This is a genomic window from Sulfuricella sp. T08 (assembly GCF_000971475.1).
Classification (GTDB): Bacteria; Pseudomonadota; Gammaproteobacteria; order Burkholderiales; family Sulfuricellaceae; genus Sulfuricella.
In genome coordinates this window covers 1-17192 of sequence record NZ_DF967524.1, presented here as the reverse complement: position 1 = coordinate 17192, position 17192 = coordinate 1, and the positions used below count along the sequence as shown (strand labels likewise).

At 56.2% G+C, this 17192-nt stretch carries 18 protein-coding genes and 1 pseudogene; 9 read left to right on the top strand and 10 right to left on the bottom strand.

The genetic code is table 11. The features are described from left to right. Nucleotides 1–43: 43 nt before the first annotated feature. Genes SCT_RS02465 through SCT_RS02450 form a run of 4 tightly spaced genes read left to right on the top strand, consistent with a single transcriptional unit; the run spans nt 44 to nt 3373 of the window. A complete protein-coding gene (locus SCT_RS02465; protein ID WP_059418625.1) occupies nt 44–757 on the top strand; it encodes an ATP-binding cassette domain-containing protein in 714 nt (237 codons plus the stop codon). Further along, the gene (locus SCT_RS02460; RefSeq protein ID WP_237759570.1) at nt 750–1688 is read left to right on the top strand and encodes a SufD family Fe-S cluster assembly protein; all 939 of its coding nucleotides are present in this window, start codon (nt 750–752) and stop codon (nt 1686–1688) included. The genes SCT_RS02465 and SCT_RS02460 overlap by 8 nt, the downstream gene beginning before the upstream one ends. Nucleotides 1689–1696: 8 nt before the next feature. Then, nucleotides 1697–2212, top strand: coding sequence for an NTPase (locus SCT_RS02455; protein WP_059418623.1), 516 nt, complete (start codon nt 1697–1699; stop codon nt 2210–2212). A gap of 6 nt (nt 2213–2218) precedes the next feature. Next, nucleotides 2219–3373: an alkaline phosphatase family protein gene (locus SCT_RS02450; RefSeq protein WP_059418621.1), complete on the top strand. Its 1155-nt coding sequence runs from the start codon at nt 2219–2221 to the stop codon at nt 3371–3373. Between the two features lie 262 nt (nt 3374–3635). Here the strand turns inward: SCT_RS02450 and SCT_RS17450 are convergent, their stop codons facing one another. The 6 genes and pseudogenes from SCT_RS17450 to SCT_RS16610 form a co-directional block, all read right to left on the bottom strand. Continuing rightward, on the bottom strand, nt 3636–3944 hold the full coding sequence (locus SCT_RS17450) for a hypothetical protein (RefSeq protein WP_202812104.1): 309 nt from the start codon (nt 3942–3944) through the stop codon (nt 3636–3638). Next, entirely contained in the window at nt 3910–4584 is a 675-nt protein-coding gene (locus SCT_RS02445; RefSeq protein ID WP_202812103.1) for a radical SAM protein, read from the bottom strand. The genes SCT_RS17450 and SCT_RS02445 overlap by 35 nt, the downstream gene beginning before the upstream one ends. A 1-nt stretch (nt 4585) precedes the next feature. Then, on the bottom strand, nt 4586–6457 hold the full coding sequence (gene ftsH / locus SCT_RS02440) for an ATP-dependent zinc metalloprotease FtsH (protein ID WP_082098150.1): 1872 nt from the start codon (nt 6455–6457) through the stop codon (nt 4586–4588). Between the two features lie 206 nt (nt 6458–6663). Then, complete coding sequence (locus SCT_RS02435; RefSeq protein ID WP_059418618.1) at nt 6664–7296, bottom strand: MarC family protein; 633 nt, start codon at nt 7294–7296, stop codon at nt 6664–6666. Nucleotides 7297–7524: 228 nt separating this feature from the next. After that, nucleotides 7525–7791, bottom strand: a complete 267-nt coding sequence (locus SCT_RS02430) for a hypothetical protein (protein ID WP_059418616.1) — start codon at nt 7789–7791, stop codon at nt 7525–7527. 33 nt (nt 7792–7824) lie between these two features. Further along, nucleotides 7825–7953 (bottom strand): annotated as a pseudogene (locus SCT_RS16610) (universal stress protein); the annotation flags it as partial. A 266-nt stretch (nt 7954–8219) separates the two neighbouring features. Between SCT_RS16610 and SCT_RS17270 the strand changes: the two are divergent. After that, nucleotides 8220–8393: a hypothetical protein gene (locus tag SCT_RS17270; protein WP_159107871.1), complete on the top strand. Its 174-nt coding sequence runs from the start codon at nt 8220–8222 to the stop codon at nt 8391–8393. Between the two features lie 74 nt (nt 8394–8467). Here the strand turns inward: SCT_RS17270 and polX are convergent, their stop codons facing one another. From polX to SCT_RS02410, 3 genes are all read right to left on the bottom strand, one after another. After that, nucleotides 8468–10195, bottom strand: coding sequence for a DNA polymerase/3'-5' exonuclease PolX (gene polX / locus SCT_RS02425; RefSeq protein WP_059418614.1), 1728 nt, complete (start codon nt 10193–10195; stop codon nt 8468–8470). A gap of 44 nt (nt 10196–10239) precedes the next feature. Continuing rightward, entirely contained in the window at nt 10240–10686 is a 447-nt protein-coding gene (locus SCT_RS02420; RefSeq protein WP_059418611.1) for a universal stress protein, read from the bottom strand. Nucleotides 10687–10875: 189 nt separating this feature from the next. Continuing rightward, nucleotides 10876–11433, bottom strand: a complete 558-nt coding sequence (locus SCT_RS02410; RefSeq protein WP_144408201.1) for a DUF2934 domain-containing protein — start codon at nt 11431–11433, stop codon at nt 10876–10878. 204 nt (nt 11434–11637) lie between these two features. Here SCT_RS02410 and SCT_RS02405 point away from each other — a divergent pair, with 204 nt between their 5' ends. From SCT_RS02405 to SCT_RS02390, 4 genes are all read left to right on the top strand, one after another. After that, entirely contained in the window at nt 11638–12942 is a 1305-nt protein-coding gene (locus SCT_RS02405; protein WP_202812102.1) for a cyclopropane-fatty-acyl-phospholipid synthase family protein, read from the top strand. Next, nucleotides 12911–14047, top strand: a complete 1137-nt coding sequence (locus SCT_RS02400) for an NAD(P)/FAD-dependent oxidoreductase (RefSeq protein ID WP_202812101.1) — start codon at nt 12911–12913, stop codon at nt 14045–14047. The genes SCT_RS02405 and SCT_RS02400 overlap by 32 nt, the downstream gene beginning before the upstream one ends. Nucleotides 14048–14180: 133 nt before the next feature. Then, nucleotides 14181–14501 (top strand): hypothetical protein, encoded by a 321-nt coding sequence (locus SCT_RS02395; protein ID WP_059418605.1) that lies wholly within the window; start codon nt 14181–14183, stop codon nt 14499–14501. Nucleotides 14502–15011: 510 nt separating this feature from the next. Continuing rightward, nucleotides 15012–15242: a hypothetical protein gene (locus tag SCT_RS02390; protein ID WP_059418603.1), complete on the top strand. Its 231-nt coding sequence runs from the start codon at nt 15012–15014 to the stop codon at nt 15240–15242. A gap of 327 nt (nt 15243–15569) precedes the next feature. On the opposite strand, the gene SCT_RS17555 is transcribed toward SCT_RS02390, so the two are convergent. Further along, the gene (locus SCT_RS17555; RefSeq protein ID WP_237759567.1) at nt 15570–16352 is read right to left on the bottom strand and encodes a VPLPA-CTERM sorting domain-containing protein; all 783 of its coding nucleotides are present in this window, start codon (nt 16350–16352) and stop codon (nt 15570–15572) included. Nucleotides 16353–17192: the final 840 nt, after the last annotated feature.

The following is a 17192-nucleotide window of genomic DNA, read 5'->3' as shown; positions in this document are numbered from 1 at the left end:
AACATCGCCTGCCTTGTGAAATGGCTTGATTGGAGTATAGCGCATGGTTTTGCTTGAGGTTAAAGGCTTGACGTACTCGGTGCGGGACAAGAAACCTCTGTCCGGCCTAGACCTGACGGTGAACGAGCAGGAGATTCACGCCCTGCTCGGTGCCAATGGTGCCGGCAAGACGACTCTCGCCAATCTCATCATGGGCTGTGGCGGCTATATGCCTACTGCGGGTGAAATCCGTTTTCAGGGGCAGTTGATCACTGCCATGGCCATCCACGAACGCGCCCGACTCGGGATTACCATGGCCTGGCAGGAGCCGGCCCGTTTTGATGGCTTGAGCGTGGGCGACTATCTGAGCCTGGGGCGAGCCGCCAACACCCCGGCGGACTGCCTGCGGCGCGTCGGCCTGGAACCGGCGGCCTATCTGGGGCGGGCGCTGGACAAGACACTGAGCGGAGGGGAGCGCAAGCGCATCGAGCTGGCGTCTTTGCTGGCTCTGAAGCCGAAGCTGGCGATCCTCGACGAACCGGACTCAGGCATCGACATGCTGTCCCTGCAGGAGGTCGTCGATGTGATCAAGGAACTGCAAAGGGAGGGTGCCGCCATACTGCTGATTACCCATAGACAGGAGATCGCACGCATTGCCAACCGCGCCTCCCTGCTTTGCGGCGGCAGGCTGGTCATGACGGATGAACCGGAACGGGTCGCCGAACGCTTCCGCAGTCGCGATTGCAGGACATGCGACGGGGAAACATGCCATGACTGAAGGCTTGAATAACCTGCTGGGCGAACTGTTCAGCCACTATCCGGATGCGGCGATCCTCACCCAGCCGCAGACCGCCCACCTGGTGATCGATGGCCAGCAGATGCTCAGCCGCCAAACTATTCCGGGTGTTGATATCCGCAGCCAGGAGAGCGCCGGGGTCATCACCATCCAGATCACTGTCGCCCGCGGCATCCAGGTGGAAAACCCGATCCATACCTGCATCGGCCTGATGAAACCGCATGGCAGCCAGCACATCCGCCTGCAGGTCAAACTCGAAGCACATACCTCGGCCCACATCATCGCCCATTGCATTTTTCCCAACGCGGAGAAGGTGCGCCATGTGATGGAGTCCCGGGTGGAACTCGGGGAAGGCGCCGAGTTGCGCCATAGCGAAGGACATTATCACGGACCTTACGGCGGTATCGAGGTGATTCCGCAGGCGGAGGTGCGGGTCGGGTCGCATGCCCGCTATTTCTCAGATTTTTCCCTGACCAGCGGGCGGGTGGGAAAGCTGCAGCTCGATTACCGGGTGGTGGTGGAAAAGCAGGGCGTAGCCGAGATCACTACCCGGGTATACGGCCATGGCACGGACGAGATCCGCATCAGGGATGAACTGATCCTGGAGGGGGAGGATGCACGAGGGCTGATCAAGTCGCGCATCGCGGTGGAGGACGAGGCAACCAGCGCCGTGATCGGGGTGACCCACGGCAAGGCTGCCGGGGCGCGCGGCCACATGGACTGCAAGGAGATCGTGCGCGACCGAGCCGTGGCCAGTGCCGAACCCATCGTCAGGGTAGAACACCCACAGGCCATGGTTACCCACGAGGCGGCGGTGGGCACGGTGGACCAGAAACAGCTAGAAACCCTGATGGCCCACGGCCTGACACCCGATGAGGCGGTGGATGTCGTCATCTCAGGCCTGTTGAGATAGAGTGTGCGTTGAAAATCCTGCTTTTAACCGGCGTTCCCGGCGTGGGTAAGACCACGGTGCTGCGCAAGGTGGCTGCCGGCTTGCCGGACTGGCGGCTGGCCGGTTTCTATACCGAGGAAATCCGCTCCGGCGGCGAGCGGCGCGGTTTTCGCCTGGTATGCTTCGATGGGCGTGAGGGCGTGATGGCGCGGACGGAATTCCCAGGCCCCCGCCGCGTCGGAAAATACGGTGTGGATGTGGCGGTGATCGATGCGCTGGCTGCTTCTTCCTTGGCGCTGGAGCAAGCAGTGGATGTTTATCTGGTGGATGAGATCGGCAAGATGGAATGTCTGTCGGAACAATTCGTCGCCGCCATTGGCAGGATCCTGGAATCGGGCAAGCCGGTTGTCGCCACCATTGCTTTGCACGGCAAGGGGCTTATCGACCAAGTCAAGCGCCGCCCGGATGTCCAGTTATGGCAGGTGACCTGGGAGAACCGCGACCGCCTGCCGGATGACATCCTGGCTTGGCTGGGGAAGCCGTAATAGCTCATGAACCTGCCCAACTATCAAGGAGGCAGCATCGTCAACCTGATGGCCTCCATCGAATCGGCCTGCGGCGGCAACCCGCCCTATATGCCGTTGCGTGCACTGCCGCCGAATGAGATTGCCGGCGCCCGCAACCTCATTCTGCTGGTGATCGACGGCCTGGGTTACGACCATTTGGCGCAATCGCAAGCCGAAGCCTTGCGCAATGGCCTGCGGGCCAAAATCACCTCGGTGTTTCCCTCCACTACGGCCACTGCCATCACCACCTTTCTCACCGGCCTGGCGCCTCAACAACACGGGCTGACCGGCTGGTTCACCTATTTTCGCGAGATCGGCAGCGTCGCCGCCGTGCTGCCGTTCCAGCCACGCCACGGCGGACGCTCCTACCGGGAATCCGGCATCGATGTGGTGACGCTCTTCGGCCATACGCCATTCTTCGACAAGATCGCCGTTCCATCCTATGTGGTATCGCCGCAGTGGATCGTGCATTCTGACTTCAATGCCGCCCATTCCGGGCGGGCGCAAAGGCTGGGATACCGTTCTCTGGAAGGGATGTTCCGGGCGATCACCGAAATCGTGCAGGCAAGCGCGGAAAGGAAATATATCTATGCCTATTACCCCGAGCTGGATACGCTGGCACACCAACATGGCATCGGCAGCCCACGGGCTGCAAAGCTACTATCCTTACTGGACGCGGCTTACGCCCAATTCATGGCGACGCTTGAAGGCAGCGGCAGCACCGTGGTCGTCACGGCCGACCATGGCATAGTGGATGCCGGCGCGGGGAGCCAGATCGAACTGGACAAGCACCCGGCCCTCGCCGAGTCGCTGGTGCTGCCCCTGTGCGGCGAACCGCGGGTGGCATACTGCTACGTGCATCCGGACAAGGTCGAGCAATTCGAGCGCTATGTGCGGAATAAACTCGCGGAACAAACCCAGCTGTTCAAGAGCCGACAGTTGGTGGAAGAAGGCTGGTTCGGTCCGGGCGAACCCCATCCGCGCCTGCTGGATCGGGTCGGGCATTATGCCCTGGTGATGCGGGAGAATTACGCCATCAAGGATTGGTTGACGGGGGAACGCCGCTATACCCATGTCGGCCTGCACGGCGGGGTGAGTGCAGCGGAAATGTTTGTGCCCCTGGTTGTTGCCCAGGCTTAGTCGAGATTCGGCAAGCGCGGCTTGCCTAGAAGCCTGTCGAGGTGCCGCTGCAACGGAAATAGTCATCGACATCAAAGTTCTCGTGACCCCAAAATTCCCGCGCAGGCCGGGAACACCGCTCTTGGTTGTATCCGGCTATTCACTCCAAAGCGGAATCCGATATCCACGTTTCGTTTCAACACTGAGGGTCATGGAATCCAGTGCCGACTAATCCGGCACTTCCCACACTAAGTTCTAAAACAGCTTCTTAGGCTTTCTTGGCTCAGACCCAGCGCAGGCTGCGCGGCTTATCCAGCCGCCGCAGGCCGTAGCGTTCCGCCAGCGCCAGAACTTGCCGGTATTCTTCCGCGGTGATCGGGCGATCGAGTGGCGGGCAGTCGTCGGCGCGGTAGCAGGGATAGTACTGATCCATGAGGTTGAGATAGGTGTTCGGGGAGATTTCGCGGGCGAGAAACGCCAGCACTTTCTCGCTGTCGGAAAGGCCGCCGGGCAGCACAAGGTGCCGCACCAGCAGGCCACGTAGCGCGATGCCGCGATCATCCAGGATCAGGTCGCCGACCTGGCGGTGCATTTCCTTGACGGCTGCCTGATTGACCTCCACATAGTTCCGCACGTGAGAGTACTGATGGGCGGTTTCCGAATCGCCATACTTCATGTCCGGCATTATAGATATCGACCACGCCATCCAGAAGTTTCAGGGCCTCCAGGCTGTCGTAGCCGCCGGTGTTGTATACCAGGGGCAGGCGCAGCCCCCGCAGCGCCGCGATTGCTACCGCCGCCAGGATCTGCGCTACCACGTGGCTGGGGCTGACCAGGTTGATGTTGTGACAGCCCTCCCCTTGCAGGTCGAGCATCATTTGCGCCAGTTCAGAAGGCTCGACTTCCCGGCCGATGCCTTTTTGGCTGATTTCCCAGTTCTGGCAAAACACGCAGCGCAGGTTGCACCAGCTGAAAAAGATCGTGCCCGAGCCGCCCCGGCCACGAAGCGGTTCCTCCTCGCCGTGATGGGGGCCGTAGTTGTGAACCACTGCCCGTTCCCCGGTGCGGCACACCGCGCCTTTTACGGTCTGCAAGCGGTTGACGCGGCAATAGCGCGCACAAAGGTCGCAGTCTTCCAGATGCCGCCAGGCGAGCTTTACCCGTTGCTCCAACTCGCCGCTGCGCAGCAGGCGCAGGTAGGCGGGCTCGAATCCTGACGTGGCCACGCTCATTTCAGGTGCTGGTTGGCGAGGCTTGTCGCATGGTACTGATGATTTCCCGGAGTTCGTCGCCTTCGATGGTTTCTTTTTCCAGAAGCTTGTGCGCCAGGGTGTCCAGGATGTCACGCTGCGCTTCCAGGACGGTGTGTGCGCGCTGGTGCGCCTCGGTCATGAGGGTGCGCACTTCCTGATCGATCTCGCGGGCCGTTTCCTCGCTGATCTCTCGGCCGTATAAGGGCATGGTTTCTTCCAGAAATTGCGGGCGCTTGCCTGGCCCATAAGTCATCGGGCCAAGTTTCTCGCTCATGCCGTAGGCCGACACCATGCTGCGGGCCATGCTGGTGGCGCGTTCCAGGTCGTCCTGGGCGCCGGTGGAAATTTCCTGGAAGACCAGTTCTTCCGCCGTTCTTCCTGCGAGGAGAACAGTCAGCCTCTCAAGCAGCTCGGATCTCGTTATTAGATAGCGGTCCTGGGTGGGAAGCTGCAGCGTGTATCCAAGCGCCGCTATACCCCGGGGAATAATGGAGATGCGGTGCACCCGGTCGGTTTGTGGCAGTGACTCCGCTACCAGGGCATGGCCGGATTCATGATAGGCAATGACTTCCTGCTCTTTTTGGCTCATTACCCGGCGTTTCTTTTCCAATCCGGAGATGAGCCGGTTAATGGCTTCCTCAAAATCCTCCATCTCCACTGCAGACTTGTTGCGGCGTGCCGCCAGCAGGGCGGCCTCGTTCACCACGTTGGCGAGGTCGGCGCCGACAAAGCCGGTAGTGCGTGCCGCCAGCACCTTGATATCCACATCTTGGGCAAGCTTGATGCGCTTGCAATGCACCCGCAGGATATCTTCCCTGCCACGAATATCTGGCCGATCCACCAGCACATGGCGGTCGAAGCGGCCGGGACGCAACAAGGCGGGGTCGAGAATTTCCGGGCGGTTGGTGGCCGCCATGATGATTACTCCCTTGCGGGAATCGAAGCCATCCATCTCGACCAGCAGCTGCTGCAGGGTGTGTTCCCGTTCCTCGTGCCCTCCGGCCACCGGCGACACGCTGCGCACCTTGCCCAGGGCATCCAGTTCGTCGATGAAAATAATGCAGGGGGCCTTTTGCTGCGCCTGTTCAAAAAGGTCGCGCACCCGTGCGGCGCCGACGCCGACGAACATTTCCACGAACTCGGAGCCGCTCATGCTGAAAAACGGGACGCGTGCCTCACCCGCCACCGCCCTTGCCAGGAGCGTCTTTCCCGTGCCCGGCGGCCCAACCAGCAGCACCCCCTTGGGGATGGTGCCGCCGAGGCGGCGGTATTTCTCCGGCTCGCGCAGGTAGTCGATAATTTCCCGCAACTCGTCCTTGGCTTCATCCACCCCTGCAACGTCGTCGAACGTCACGCCCGTGTCCCTATCTACATATAATTTGGCCTTGCTTTGCCCGATGGAGAGAAGGTTGCGTTGTGCGCCGCCGAGCTTGTCGAGAATAAACTTCCAAAAAAGCAGCAGCAGCGCGATGGGGATGAGCCAGGACAAGATTAATGGGGCCCATTTACCCTCCAGCTCACCGCGGTACGGAACCCCTTTGGCTTCCAGCTCCTTGATCAGATCGGGATCATCGACCTTCACGGCCGTATAAATGCGGACTCCCTGTGCCTTGTCGTCCTTCGGAATGCCGCTAACGTACGAAGGACCAAGCGTTACTTCCTGCAGACGGCCTTCGCGCACCATGGCCTTGAATTCGCTGTAAGGAATCTGCTTCACCTGCGCCATCGGCAGGATAAGCGTGAACAGAACCCACACCAGCATCGCCAAGCCAAATAGCCACCAGACCGACTCGCGCGATGGAGGGGGAAAGGATGGCAGAAAACCCTTCTTTTTTTCCGGGGGAATGGGCATATTTCCTGGCAAACAGATTCAGACCAACCGACGGCTGGGATGCGGTGCGCGTCATTAATTATCAAATTTAACTATAGTTAATCTGAGCGGCAGTCTCAGGATTTTGCCAATTTTCCTGAGCACAATATCCATCGCTACCGTTGGCACGTGAAATTCAGCAGCAAGATCGGTCTGCATGAATCCGGTTTGCACAAGCTAAAAACTTCCTACTTGAGTCCGGGCAGCAATACGACGAGCCCACTCGTAAGAATCTCTACCCCAACGGCAGCCAGTAACAATCCCATCAGCCGGATAGCAATGTTCACACCAGTTTCCCCGAGCCATTTACTTACCGGTGTTGCGAGCCTTAGTGCTAGCCAAGTAGTGAACGCAACCAACAGGCAGCATAGAATGATGATCCCAAGATGGCCTAGCGATGAACGCTCAGTCGCGTAGACGATGGTTGTGGATATTGCCCCGGGGCCTGAAAGAAGCGGTATCGCGAGTGGAACCACGGCAATATTTTCCTTGTTTTCGGCTTCTTTTGCTTCCTCCGGCGTCTGCTTTTCTCTGTTTGGTGCGGCATGCATCATGGAAATGGCCATCAACAGGATTAAGATCGCGCCGCCTACCTTAAATGAAGCGATGGTGATCCCGAATAAAGCAAGTATAGGCTGGCCAATGACTGCCGCCAGAACAAGCACCACTGCAACTGAAATGCTCGCTATACGTGCAATATGTTTCTTTTCTGCTTCGCTGTTGCTGGCTGTCATACTGACGAACAGTGGCAGCGCGCTAACGGGATTGACAATAATCACCAGCGCCACAAAGATTTTTGCATAATCGGCCCAGTAGAGCATTTGAGTGTTTTTCTTCCGTTTAGCTTAGAGTTGTGGAATTGATGGGGGAGCGAAGATTTAACATCACCGTTTGACCGTTTTTTGTGCCAGGTTGATCGGAAAAGCCACACAAACCAGATCCCAAAGGGTTATTTAGCCCCTAGAATTTACTCCTTCTTCTCCACGCCAACATTTAGGTAGAATGAACCCACTGGTTGGCCCATCTGAATTTCCAGCGACTGGTTGTTCTTATTTCACAGTCGTCTCAACCAAATCGCGCACTTCAAATAAAGCCCTCAGGATAACCTCGCTAGGAATTTTCCCTGGTATTTTTAGTTCTTCCAACACACGGCGAGCAATTTTTCGCAATGCTTCGTCAGGCACCATATGCTTTACAGCGGATTTAGCCGGTTGAGGAGCCGGCTTGGTCTTTGGAGCATAGCGCTCTTGACTAGCCGTTTTGGCTTTGCGAGTGACGCTGCGAGAAGGGGTACTGCTTTTTGCTGCAATAGCCATTTTAAATCTCCTGCCTTCAAACCGGTGTTACATTTATACGCCCCGAATTAGCAACACAGGATTGGTTGCAATGCGCACCACGCCTTCGGACCCACCTCCCAGAAGCAGGCGATGCAAACCGCGGCGACCATGGCTTCCGATCACAATCAGGTCTGCGGGCCTGTTTCTAGCTTCTGATTCAGCTTACATTTGAAATATAGCACTGCATTTTGCAATACCAGGTTTGCTTGACCTGTGGTCAGGCGGTTTTGATGGGGCCAAATGCGGAACAGTATTCGCTGCCGGCAGTTCAAGTTGCGGAGCCAAATAAAAAGGATCTCACAGCGCTCACAGCGATGTAGGTCATTTTCATTTCTGGGTCATGCCAACTCTTGTAAAACAGAGCAGCCCGTCTATATTTTTAAGGTGGCCAAATAATGGAGAGAGAGATGAGCGACGAGCGGACGAAAGAGAAGACTCAGCCGGAGGAAGAAGAGATTGAAATCCAGGTGGGCGGCCGAAAAAGCATCGCCCGCAACGAAAGGCTGGAACATCTGCGAAAGCAACATCCTCAGCGGGATGTGCCGAGAATCGACGGTGAATTGGTTGAAAGGGAAAAATAGCAATGCGGGCGGGTAAAACACCCCGCCTATTTTCTCTTATCCCCGCTCAATCATGACCGCACACCTTTCACGTGTCATGGCTGCATGGTTCGCTTGATGAGCGTACGCAGCTCGGCAAGCGGGCGGGTGTTGAGCACGTCCTGCTTCCCCAGCCATCCACGCCGTGCCTGACCCACCCCGAATCGCAGATTGGCAAAATCGAAGGTGCTGTGTGCGTCCGAATTGATGCTGATCAGCACGCCCTCCTCCTTCGCCATCTGGCAATAAGTGTCAAGCAGATCCAGGCGCTCTGGGTGCGCATTGAGTTCAAGGAAGCAGCCGCGTTTTTTGGCTTGGCGGATGATGCGCAGAATATCGACGTCATAAGGCTCGCGTTTTTCTATGAGCCGCCCTGTAGGGTGGGCGAGCAGGGTGAAGGGGTGCTCCATCGCGCGCAGAATGCGCTCCGTCTGCCTGGCGCGGGACAGTCCGAATTTGCTGTGCACCGCGCCCACGACCAGGTCGAGTCGCGCCAGCACGTTGTCCGGCAGATCGAGGCTACCATCTTCGAGGATATCCACCTCAATGCCTTTGAGCAGGGTAATGCCCGTAAGCTGCTCATTGAGTGCGTCGATTTCGTCGCACTGGCGTGCAAGGCGCAGCGGGTCGAGGCCGTGGGCCACGGTGAGGCGGCGCGAGTGCTCGGTGATGGCGAGATATTCAAAGCCCTGTGCCTGAGCTGCCAGCGCCATTTCACGCAGGGTATTACGGCCGTCGGTGGCCCTGGTGTGGACGTGAAGGTCGCCGCGCAAGTCAGCCAGTTCCACCAGATGCGGCAGCCGCCCCGCATGTGCCGCCTCGATCTCGCCGCGGTCTTCGCGCAGCTCTGGCGGGATATACGGCAGCCCGACGGCACGATAGACGGATTCTTCGTTCTCGCCGGCGATGCGGGCTTCGCCCCGGTAGACGCCATATTCGTTGATTTTCAATCCGCGCTTCTGGGCGATGCGGCGGATGGCAATGTTGTGCGCCTTGGAGCCGGTAAAGTATTGCAGCGCCGCGCCGTAGCTTTCTTCGGCCACTACGCGCATATCCACCTGCAGTCCGCTCTTGAGGATGACGCTGGCGCGCGTGGCGCCAGCCGCGAGAACTTCCGCCACTTCGTCGTAGGCGGCAAAGCGCTGCATCACCGGGCTGTCCGGCATGGCGCTGACGAGAATATCGAGGTCGCCCACGGTTTCGCGCATGCGGCGGAAACTGCCCGCGATCGTCACTTGCTTCACCCCCGGCACTGCCGCTAGATAGGCGCACAAAGCCTCGGCGTATTGCGCCGCAACTGCCAGCTTGAAGCGGCGCGCCTGGCTGACGTGCGCCTCCACTGCCTGCAGGATGTTGAGTTCGGTCTTTTCGCCGAAGCCGGGCAAGGTGCGAATGCGGCCATCACGTGCGGCGCGGTAAAGCTGTTCGACGGTCTGCACTTCCAGGTCGTGGTAGAGCGCCTTCACCCTCTTGGGGCCGATGCCCGGGATTTTCAGCAACTCGGTGACGGCGGGCGGTAGTTCCTTGCGCAAGCGCTCCAGGAGGCTGCAACAGCCGGTGGCGACAATTTCCAGAATCTTGGCGGAAAGATCGTCGCCGATGCCGGGGAGCCGTTTCAGGTCATCGCCTCTTTCCACCAGCATGCGTACATCCTGGGACAGTTCGCCCACAGTGCGCGCGGCGTTGCGGTATGCGCGGATGCGGAAGGGATTCGCCTCCTGGATTTCGAGCAGGTCGGCGATCTCCTCGAAGATGGCGGCGATGTCGGCGTTATGGATCGGCAAGGAGGCGCGCCAGATTTATTCAGCGTTTGCTTGATGATGGGGGGTTATTTCCCACGAATCAGCAATACCGGTTTTGTGGCAACCCGTACCACGCCTTCTGCCACACTACCCTGGAGCAAGTGGCTGAAGCCGCGCCGCCCATGGGTTCCAAGTACAATCAGGTCGGCGGGCCACTTGTCGGCTTCTTCTGCGATCGCTTCGTTGATGCGCTGACCCAATGATTCGATTTTCATCAACCTGGTTTCAGCCGTGATGCCGGCCTCGAGTGCGACCGATGATGCCTTGTTCAGGATCGCTTCGCCCGACTTGCTCATTGCTTCCAGTATTTCAACAACGTTGATGAATTCCGTATCCCAATTCGGTGCCGCGAAGTCAACCACATGCACGATCCGCAACTGGGATTCCATTTCTCTGGCCAGTTTGATAGCCTCCTGCAAGGCCAAATCAGAGGTATCGCTGCCGTCCAGTGCCACCAGAATATGCTTGTACATTACGTCTCTCCCTCTGCCCTCATAGCCGGGCCATAGCCAGACACGACAAGCTGGCCTGAATGATCTGCGCCGGCATCATGCTGCTGCCGGATGTGCAATGCCAGCTTTGGCTTCGTTAAAACAATTCCGGGACGGTGATCGCATTTGAGTTTCATCAACAGGTTCTGGAAGCAGTTGTGCATTGACGATTCATTTGAAACGGGAAGCGATATGATCGAGCGCTTTTCGCATCTCTTCCCAAGCCTTTTCCGTTCCACCTTTCAAATCGTCCCAGGCCCCTTCCGTGCGCTGCCGCAACTCCAACACCTTAGTACGGGCCAGATCACGTTTGCTCGCAAGGATTTCGAGCTGTTTCTCGTAGTCGGCCCGAATCTCGGTCTTTGCATCTTGTGCTTTAGATTTCAACTCTTCGAGTTTGGCGTCCCATTCCTTGATCTGCGCTTCAAGCTTTTGTTGAAATGCCTGTTTCTCGGACATTTGTGGTTCTTTACCCGGCTGTTGAATTATGCAGTCTATTGCTGCTTCGGCTTCCAGCCAGTCGAGCACGGGATCGCCTCCAACAAAACCGCGCTGTTCAGCGTGAAAATATGCCGCTTCGGTAATCATTTGATAGCGCTGTTCAGGGGTGACAGGCATTTTCTGCTCGCTCGCAGAGGGTCCCGGTTGAGATTTTTTGGCGGCAGCGGACTTAGGGACGAGAGGGCTTGGCGCTTTCTTGCCTTCAGATTTTGATTTGACTGTGGGCACAGTGATCACTCCTGGCTGACAAAACAAAAAAAACGGACCCTTCTCATTTTAAAGGGAACGGTGAACGTGATCTTTTTGTATAGCATAAGTCGTAGGGGTTGTCAGGATCTGTCGCCAACACGTAACACATCCTGCGCGTGTGCTATAAGTTATTAAGACTACAACTTCGACAGGCATAAGCACCAGATAGTGGAATATGCAACCATGAATCGACAAAGAATCGAACCCCTGGAAGAACCCGCGGCCACCAAACGCCGTTTCCATCCCATGCAACACAGGCCAAACCGGTCTGAAGGGAGCCCATACTTTCTGGAAAAATGGCTGTTGGCCAAGATACTCGAACTGATGGGCTCGCCCGCTGTAAGCTTCGTGCTTTGGGACGGGCAGGAAGTCACCATTTCGCCGGCAACAGCGGTCGCACGGATTAGCATTCGAGACCGGGACGCCTTGCTCAGGTTGGTCGCTAATCCGTGTTTGCAGTTCGGTGAACTGTACTGTGCCGGCCGGGTCGATGTGGAAGGCAACCTGGTGGAATTCCTGGAAGCCCTCTACCAGTCACGTTCCCAAGCCCCCACGGGCGGATTGCGGCAAGCCATACTCGACTGGCTCAACCGTCCGAGCCCCAACAACCTGCTGCGCGCGCGGGAAAACATTCACCACCATTACGACATCGGCAACGATTTCTACAAGCTTTGGCTAGACCAGCAGTTGTTGTATACCTGTGCCTATTTCCCCTCCGAATCGACAACTCTGGAGCAGGCGCAAGTTGCCAAAATGGACCACGTATGCCGCAAACTGCAGCTCAAGCCGGGCGATCAGGTCGTTGAAGCCGGTTGCGGCTGGGGCGCTCTCGCACTCCACATGGCCAAGCACTATGGTGTGCGGGTAAGCGCTTATAACATCGCCGAAGAGCAACTCGCCTATGCGCGGGAGCGGGCGCGGCACGAAGGCATGGGCGGGTTTATCGAGTACATCGAAGGCGACTACCGCGAGATAACCGGCGAATTCGATGCCTTCGTCTCGGTCGGCATGCTCGAACACGTAGGTGTCGAGCACTACCGGATGTTAGGCGACGTGATTGACCGCTGCCTCAAGCAGAATGGGCGCGGCCTGATTCACTCCATTGGGGTGAACCAACCCTCCCTGCTGAATCCATGGATCGAACGGACCATTTTCCCGGGCGCCCACCCCCCGAGTCTTGGCGAAATGATGAAAATATTTGAGCCGGCGAATTTTTCCATCCTGGACGTGGAAAACTTGCGCCTGCACTATGCCAGGACACTGGAGCACTGGCTGCATCGTTATGAAGCGGCGGTGCCGCGAGTTGACGAGATGTTCGGCGAACCGTTCGTGCGGGCGTGGCGCCTGTATCTGTCTGGATCAATGAGTGCCTTCACAGCCGGCGAATTGCAATTGTTTCAAGTGGTGTTCACCCGTGCCGCCAATAACGATATCCCATGGACCCGAGAATACCTTTATGCCCATGGCCGAGGCGATGGAAAGCTGTGATGTACTGATCGTGGGGGGTGGACCTGCGGGTTCCACCTGCGCCTGGAAGTTGCGGCGCCACGGTCTGGACGTGCTGGTACTGGACTCTATGACTTTTCCCAGGGACAAGGTATGCGCTGGCTGGATCACCCCCTCCGTGCTCGACACCCTGCAGATCGAGTGCGCTGATTATGCCGCCGGCAGGGTACTGCAACCGATCACCGGGTTCAGCACCGGGGTCATCGATGGCGCCGAGGTGGAAACACGCTACCGCAATGACGTGAGCTATGGCATCCGCCGTTACGAGTTCGACCATTATCTGCTTCAGCGCTCGGGGGCGCGCCTGCGCTTGGGTGAACCGCTACGCTCCCTGGAACGGAGCAACGGGGGCTGGATCGCCAATGGCACAATTCGGACCTCACTGCTGGTCGGCGCCGGGGGGCATTCCTGTCCAGTGGCACGGTTTCTCGGTGCGCAACTCGGCGCGCAACAGTCTCTCGTCGTGGCACAGGAGGCCGAATTCCCACTTGATGCCGCACAAGCGAAAGCATGCCGAGTGCTACCGCACACCCCGGAACTATTTTTCTGCCAAGATCTCAAGGGGTATGGGTGGTGCTTCCGCAAGGGGGACTATCTCAACATCGGTCTGGGGCGAAATGAGAACCACCACCTATCGGAGCACTTGGCGGCTTTCTGCGATTTCCTGAAACGACGCGGCAAGTTTCCTGCCGATATCCCGAACGAATTCCGTGGGCATGCCTATTTGCTTCAAGGCCACAGCGCACGCAAACCCACGGACAATGGGGTGCTGCTAATCGGCGATGCGGCGGGTTTGGCCTACCCGCAAAGTGGCGAAGGCATCCGCCCGGCGGTGGAATCCGCCCTGCTGGCGGCGGAGACGATTATCGAAGCGGAAGGGGATTACCGGCAAGCGCAACTCGCGCCTTACCCACAGCGCTTGCAGGGGCGCTTCGGTACTGCCCAATCTGCTGACGCGAGCCTATTTCCACAGCAGCTACAGCGTTTCATCGGCGGCAAGCTGCTAAGCAATGCATGGTTCACCCGGCACGTGGTGCTTGACCGCTGGTTCCTTCACGCTCAGCAACACCCCCTGCGAATTTACTGACCCCAGCACCAGGCCCCTACTGGAAAAAGTTTGCATTTCTTCTGCAGCCTGCTTTAATCAATAAAGATTGCCCTGACTCAGGAAAGGTGAGAACGCTGGCCGTATCGCGCATTTTGAACTATGGAGAATGTTCATGAAATTTAGCGAAGAACTGGTACAACAGGTTTGGGAGAAAGCCAGGGGTAATTTCGACGTGGATTCAGGCCTCTGGCGTGAAGATGAATGTGGCGCATGGATCAGCCGAAATCAATATGGGCATCAGAATTCCGATTTCGGGTGGAAGATTGAAAACGTTTCGGCTGGTGGGCCAGACATCCTGGAGAATCTGCGTGCGTTTCATCTCGGCAACTCATTCGACCGGACCAGTGGACATCCGAAATGCCACGTTACGGCTGACCGAACAGGGCTGGCCTCATCAGAGCGCACTTTCCAGACACGCAACAAGAACGTCTAAATCCGCAGAAGATTGGCAAGAACTGCAAAACCAGCCGGGAAATCGCCCTGCCAACACTAGTGTGCTAATTGATGGGTACAAAAACAAAACGCCCCGAAAGGGGCGTATTTGCTTGTTACTTGGCGGAGAGAGAGGGATTCATCAGAAAACCCAGTAAACCGCTATAAATACAATTAGTTACAACAAAATCCATATGGTGGCTAGCTACAGTGTTTAGCTACATTTTCAGCCGCACAATATGCTCCAATAGAACTGGGAGAATTATTGCACAGATGAAAGTACAACAAAAGCTTAGTTCAGCACGCATGGCAACCACACGGGTATCTGGTCTTTGCACGTAACCGCCTGTCACCACTGTATCGAGATCAACGTCCTCTGTCGGAAACCATGAACTTCCGTACCCGCCACTTTGTTGCTATACGTAATTGCAACTTCGAGTACGTAACCAAAAAGAGGAATCAATAACTGTTTGATAACAATAATAAAGTAGCCAAATCAGGGACGTTCATTATGCTGTCGCAAGGAAGGCACGACGGTTACCATGCCGATGACCTAATCGAGGTGCTGCGCGATTTTGAGCCTTTGCAAGTGCAAGCAGAGTATTTGAAGGACGGCCAGGAACCGGCGGACTTCGCTGGGTTCAAGGAATTTCTAGTGCAGGGTGGTTATGTCAGGGGTTTGAAGTACCGAGAATGGTTTTTGGGCAGCGAGGATTTATCTGACTGTGAGTTTTACGATTAATTGGATTGTGAGCAAGAAAATGATTCCAAGGGCCCAGGCTGAACACCTGGGCTTTTTTGTTTCTGCCCTAAGCAAGGGTCTATTGGCATACCCAGCAATTAAAAAGATATTACAAATACCCACGGCTGAAAGTCCGTTCATGGGGATCACGCACTTCCGTAGCTGACCGTATCGGAACCACGAAACCAATGTCTGCTGTGGAGAAAGGCGTCCATCCGGGTTCGACCCTGAAGAGTCATTCGAGCTTTGCAAAAGCAGACCATCAGAACCAAATCCGCAAATGATAACAGTGACCCTAAGGCCGCCGTTATCGTGAGCAAAAAACTATTAAGCTACCTTGCGTCGCGCCACACCGATCAAGCCCAGCAGGCCAGAACCAAGCAACCAAGCGGCAGCAGGAACTGGCACTGCCGATGTAACAGCAAAGTTGTTAGAACTGCCATTAATCTGTCCGACCTGATACGCATTGCCGGTATTCACACCGTTTTCCCACTTCCCAATATGTACAAGTGCCAAAACCACATTTGCAGGCTCAACAGTACCGGGCATCTGTGTTGCAGTGGTTATATCAGAGGTAAATAATTTTCCAAAAAAAGTCACATCAAAATCAACGGCGTTATTGGGTGCTCCACTTGTGCCAATAGTTGAGCCTGGAACGAACGACGTAGATCCTGGAGCCCATCCGTCAATAGCTAGGACATCGTAAGTTCCGGCCGGGAACATCCCTTTATTCTGAGTTGAACTAATATAAACATTATGATTAATTTCTACGACGGTCTGCCCACCAGTATAAAGTTGGCCACCATTAATGGAGGGCGTTACGGTATAGGAGCTACAAGACGCAACACCTAAACCCCCATCGCAAAACGCAACACCCAAATCCCCTCCATTTGCGGGGTCGAAAGCCATTGAACCGGGCCTTGCTAATGATGTATCAGTGTCATACTTAAAATTTGACGCATAAGATTGGTTCAGCAAGCCTGATAAGGAGCCGGTCGCAGATGCGAAAGCTCCACTAACGTTCAAACTAACAGGTGTTGCATTTGCGGTCGCGGATAAGGCAAGCGAAGTCACAACAATAGATGTGATTAATATGTTACGTATTTTCATGATCTAGTCCAGTTTATGTTGGGTTTTTTTGGTTCATTAAATTATTACTGCGTTTGGTAGCCATCTACTTCATGAGCATAAATAGTGATTAGGCTACTTTACGTCGTGCAACACCTATCAAGCCCAATAGGCCGGAACCCAGTAACCATGCAGTGGCAGGGACTGGCACTGCTGAAGGAAGAACTCGACTGAGAGGAAGAGTGCAGCTAGGGCCGCAACTTGGCTGAAAAATCGTGCCTGTGTTGCCGGATGCTGTTAGGTACTGTGTGCCATCAACATCGCCAGCAATCCCCCAGTTTCCATTGGTGTCACCTGTCGAGGTGGCGGTTATTGCGCCGGTCGTCGAGTTCCATGAATATGTACCCCATTCAATGCCAGTGTGTACTGGGTCACCAGTAACTACTGACGCATCAACGTAGCGTCCATCTGACAAGAAGCTAACAACGGAAAGGTAGCCACTTGTCTCCCCAAGCCAACTTCCGATGATTTGCGAGGACGAAGGAAGAACTCGACTGAGAGGAAGAGTGCAGCTAGGGCCGCAACTTGGCTGAAAAATCGTGCCTATATTGCCGGATGCTGTTAGGTACTGTGTACCGTCAATATCGCCAGCCAACCCCCAGTTTCCGTTGGTGTCGCCTGTCGAGGTGGCGGTTATTGCGCCGGTCGTCGAGTTCCATGAATATGTACCCCATTCAATGCCAGTGTGTACTGGGTCACCAGTAACTACTGACGCATCAACGTAGCGTTGTTAATTTGCGCCGAATATTGACCCGGGATTTGCACTGAAAATTGACCCACCCGATAAGCCACAGTATGGCTCAAGTTACAGATGGATTTCTA

Coding starts and splice junctions, on each gene's coding strand:
- SCT_RS02420 (WP_059418611.1), bottom strand. CDS start 10,686: ATGTACAAGCATATTCTGGTGGCACTGGACGGCAGCGATACCTCTGAT.
- SCT_RS02400 (WP_202812101.1), top strand. CDS start 12,911: ATGCCCATGGCCGAGGCGATGGAAAGCTGTGATGTACTGATCGTGGGG.
- SCT_RS02395 (WP_059418605.1), top strand. CDS start 14,181: ATGAAATTTAGCGAAGAACTGGTACAACAGGTTTGGGAGAAAGCCAGG.
- SCT_RS02390 (WP_059418603.1), top strand. CDS start 15,012: ATGCTGTCGCAAGGAAGGCACGACGGTTACCATGCCGATGACCTAATC.
- SCT_RS17270 (WP_159107871.1), top strand. CDS start 8,220: ATGAGCGACGAGCGGACGAAAGAGAAGACTCAGCCGGAGGAAGAAGAG.
- SCT_RS02430 (WP_059418616.1), bottom strand. CDS start 7,791: ATGGCTATTGCAGCAAAAAGCAGTACCCCTTCTCGCAGCGTCACTCGC.
- SCT_RS17450 (WP_202812104.1), bottom strand. CDS start 3,944: ATGCACCGCCAGGTCGGCGACCTGATCCTGGATGATCGCGGCATCGCG.
- SCT_RS02435 (WP_059418618.1), bottom strand. CDS start 7,296: ATGCTCTACTGGGCCGATTATGCAAAAATCTTTGTGGCGCTGGTGATT.
- SCT_RS17555 (WP_237759567.1), bottom strand. CDS start 16,352: ATGAAAATACGTAACATATTAATCACATCTATTGTTGTGACTTCGCTT.
- ftsH (WP_082098150.1), bottom strand. CDS start 6,457: ATGCCCATTCCCCCGGAAAAAAAGAAGGGTTTTCTGCCATCCTTTCCC.
- SCT_RS02405 (WP_202812102.1), top strand. CDS start 11,638: ATGAATCGACAAAGAATCGAACCCCTGGAAGAACCCGCGGCCACCAAA.
- SCT_RS02465 (WP_059418625.1), top strand. CDS start 44: ATGGTTTTGCTTGAGGTTAAAGGCTTGACGTACTCGGTGCGGGACAAG.
- SCT_RS02445 (WP_202812103.1), bottom strand. CDS start 4,584: ATGAGCGTGGCCACGTCAGGATTCGAGCCCGCCTACCTGCGCCTGCTG.
- SCT_RS02460 (WP_237759570.1), top strand. CDS start 750: ATGACTGAAGGCTTGAATAACCTGCTGGGCGAACTGTTCAGCCACTAT.
- SCT_RS02450 (WP_059418621.1), top strand. CDS start 2,219: ATGAACCTGCCCAACTATCAAGGAGGCAGCATCGTCAACCTGATGGCC.